The organism is Gemmatimonadota bacterium (assembly GCA_026706345.1).
In the GTDB taxonomy this organism is placed as follows: Bacteria; JAAXHH01; JAAXHH01; order JAAXHH01; family JAAXHH01; genus JAAXHH01.
The window spans coordinates 9,484-12,688 of record JAPOYX010000016.1; the positions used below are offsets into that span (position 1 = coordinate 9,484).

Genomic DNA, 3,205 nt, shown 5'->3' on the forward strand with positions numbered 1-3,205 from the left:
CGTGATTATGCGTTGTATCCACAATAAAATATAAGCGTTTTCATCCAATTTAAGTAATCAAAGAAATATGTCAATATAATTATTTATAAAATATATTTATTTTTTATTGTACCATATTTTGGATAATGCTTTACAATACAGTCAAGATTGCGCCAGCGTACAATCCAGGGCGACCGCACCAGCGTAATTTGTGGATGCAGGGATACACACAGCGGATACACGCAGATACGCGGAACAGACGCTCGCCCGCACAGCATTTACAACCGCTTCATTCGCAGAGCATGACCATCGCGGAGCGTGACCATGCCACAACGGGAAGGCACTACACGCCGACAGATCCTGGAGTTGCTCAAACGCCGGGGCGACATGACGGCCGGTCAACTCGCCGGGGAAATAGGGATCACTTCCATGGGTGTTCGCCAGCACTTGAGCAGCCTGGAGCGCGACGACCTGGTCGAGACACGGGTCGTGCGGCAGGACCGCGGCAGGCCGGCGCACTATTTCGGCCTCACGAAGGAGGCGGAGCACCTGTTCCCGGCACGATACGGCCAACTCGCGGTGGAGCTGCTCGAGCAGATTGCCGAAACCGACGGACCGGAGAAGGCCGACGCCCTCCTGGCACTGCGCACGGAGCGTCTCGAGCAGGCTTACAACCAGCAGATGGCCGGGCAGGCCCTTGCGGAACGGGTGCGCGTCCTCGCCGAAATCCGGGACCGGGAAGGATACATGGCCGAATCGGTTACGGACGGCGATGAATACATCCTGGTGGAACACCACTGTCCGATTTACGAAATAGCCCGCCGTTTCCCCAGGGTCTGCCAACTCGAACAGGAATTGTTCGAACGGACCCTGGATGCGGGGGTGCGCCGGGACGAACACAAGATACTAGGAGACGACCGGTGCCGGTACCTGGTCCGAAAGCGTGATTGACGGCCAGACACTGGTACCTGGTCCGAAGCGCGATTGAGGCCGGCTAGCAGTACCTGGTCCGAAAGCGCGACTGAAGGCCAGACACTGGTACCTGGTCCGAAAGCGCGACTGACGGCAGGCTAAAGGCATCTCGCCACAAGTCCGATTGACGCCGATTTCCGGCCTCCATGATGCGGGGCGTTTCCCATGAGCAAACCCAGGATCTGGTACCTGCCGACGCCGTCCCATACCGCCGGGGTCTTCAAGGAGGACACCCACAGGCGGTTACTCGCGGGCTTCGGCGTGGTTGCAAACGATACGGACCGCGCCGTGACGGCCGCCGAGGTGGAAGAGGGAATATCCGAATTCGACGGCCTGGTCACCGGCTGGGGTGTATTGCCGTTGACCGAAACCGCCCTGGAGCGGGGAAGCCGCCTGAAGATCATTGTCCATTCCGCGGGATCGGTCAAGTACCTGTTCACCCCGGAGATGGTCGCAGGACACTTGGTGCCCAGGGGGATCCGCGTCGTCAGCGCACGGGGCGCCATCGCCCTGAACGTGGCGGAACACGCGGTCGGCGCGCTGATCATGATGAGCCGCCGGTGGATCCACGACGCGCTCAACATCCGGGACCGGGGCATGTGGCGGGACCCGGACCAGGCGTGGTCGAACCAGTTCCTGCGCGGCGCCGTGGTGGGCATCGTCAGCGCCAGCATGGTGGGACGGGAGGTGATTCGCCTCCTCCGGCCCTTCAACGTCCGGATGCTCGTCTACGACCCCTACCTGAGCGATTGGGACGCCGGTCGCATGAACGTGGAGCGCGTGGACCTGAATACGCTGTTCGAGGCGTCGGACATGGTGACCATTCACGCGCCGTTCATCCCGGAGACGGACCGCATGATCGGCGCGGAACAGCTGCGGCTCCTGCGGGACGACGCCGTGCTGGTCAACACCTCGCGGGGCTCTGTCCTGGACCACGACGCGCTGTACGAGGAAGCGAAGACCGGCAGAATCCAGGTCCAGCTGGACGTGACCACGCCCGAACCCCTGCCGCCCGACCACAGATTGCGTCCCCTGCCCAACGTGGTCATCACGCCCCACAGTTCGGGTGCCGGGGCCTTCGGCCACCTCGAGATCGGCGAGATTACCTTAAGCGCGCTGGAGTGCTTTTTCGGGGAAAAGGAGCCGGTGCCGGGCGAGGTGGATCTGGCACACTGGGCGCTGATTGCGTAGGGGTGGTTTAATGGAGCGCCGCGCGGCGAACGCCATATGGAGCTAGCCCCGCCTCAGCGCCGCCAGTACTGTATTCTCCATCAACATGGCCACGGTCATGGGACCGACGCCCCCGATGCGGGGCGTGATCCAGCCGGCGACCTCGGCCACGTCCTCGTCCACGTCGCTGAGGAGTTTCTTGCCCTTCCGGGTGATGCCCGCGGCCACCACGGCCGCGCCGGGTTTCACCATGTCCTTCGTGATCAGTCCGGGCGAACCCGCGGCGGCGATGATGATATCGGCTTCGCGCAGGTGGTCGGCCATGTCGGGTACGGCCGAATGCAGTACGGTGACCGCGGCGTTGCAGTGGGGCCGTTTCAACGACAGCAGGAGTGCCAGCGGCCGGCCGATGGTCAGTCCGCGGCCCACGATCGCCACGTTCTTGCCTTCGATGGGCACGCCGTAATGGACCAGCAGGGCGAGGATGCCGTTGGGCGTGCAGGGCAGGGGCCCCGGCTTTCCGATCACCAGCCGGCCCAGGTTGATGGGATTGAGCCCGTCCGCGTCTTTGTCAGGCGCCACGGAGAGCAGCGCTTCGTCCTCGTCGAGTCCATCCGGCAGCGGGATCTGCACCAGGATCGCGTCGACCTCGGTGTCTTCGTTCATGCGGCCGATGGTCCGCAACAGTTCTTCCTGCGAAGTGGATTCGGGCAGGTGGGTATGGATGGACCGGATGCCGATCTCCTCGCACGCCCGGTGCTTCATGGAGATATAGGTCGCGCTGGGTCCGTCGTCCCCGACCAGAATCGTCGCAAGCCCAGGCGTGATGCCCCGTTCATGCAACGCGGTGACTTCATTCGCGAGCCTCGCCTGCATTTCGTCGGCCAGCTTGCGGCCGCTCATGATCACCGGGCCTTGATCCGAACCCATTGGCTTTCCTCTGTTAATGAAATCTGATCTCGAGATCGCCCTAAGCCGCGCTGATTCAATACGCTGATTGCATCGCGTCCGCCAATTAGATCGCCGCCATCAGCTCGCCGCCATCAGCTCGCCGCCACGAGATCGCCTCGGCCTCTCCTCGATC

The 3,205-nt window shown here is 62.3% G+C and carries 3 protein-coding genes; 2 read left to right on the forward strand and 1 reads right to left on the reverse strand.

All coding sequences use genetic code 11. The features are described from left to right. Positions 1-303 precede the first annotated feature (303 nt). Entirely contained in the window at positions 304-930 is a 627-nt protein-coding gene (locus OXG98_01650) for a transcriptional regulator (GenBank protein MCY3770718.1), read from the forward strand. A 186-nt stretch (positions 931-1,116) separates the two neighbouring features. Next, positions 1,117-2,142, forward strand: a complete 1,026-nt coding sequence (locus tag OXG98_01655; protein MCY3770719.1) for a hydroxyacid dehydrogenase — start codon at positions 1,117-1,119, stop codon at positions 2,140-2,142. Positions 2,143-2,184: 42 nt separating this feature from the next. Here the strand turns inward: OXG98_01655 and OXG98_01660 are convergent, their stop codons facing one another. Beyond that, the gene (locus tag OXG98_01660) at positions 2,185-3,051 is read right to left on the reverse strand and encodes a bifunctional 5,10-methylenetetrahydrofolate dehydrogenase/5,10-methenyltetrahydrofolate cyclohydrolase (protein MCY3770720.1); all 867 of its coding nucleotides are present in this window, start codon (positions 3,049-3,051) and stop codon (positions 2,185-2,187) included. Positions 3,052-3,205: the final 154 nt, after the last annotated feature.

Coding starts and splice junctions, on each gene's coding strand:
- OXG98_01650 (MCY3770718.1), top strand. CDS start 304: ATGCCACAACGGGAAGGCACTACACGCCGACAGATCCTGGAGTTGCTC.
- OXG98_01660 (MCY3770720.1), bottom strand. CDS start 3,051: ATGGGTTCGGATCAAGGCCCGGTGATCATGAGCGGCCGCAAGCTGGCC.
- OXG98_01655 (MCY3770719.1), top strand. CDS start 1,117: ATGAGCAAACCCAGGATCTGGTACCTGCCGACGCCGTCCCATACCGCC.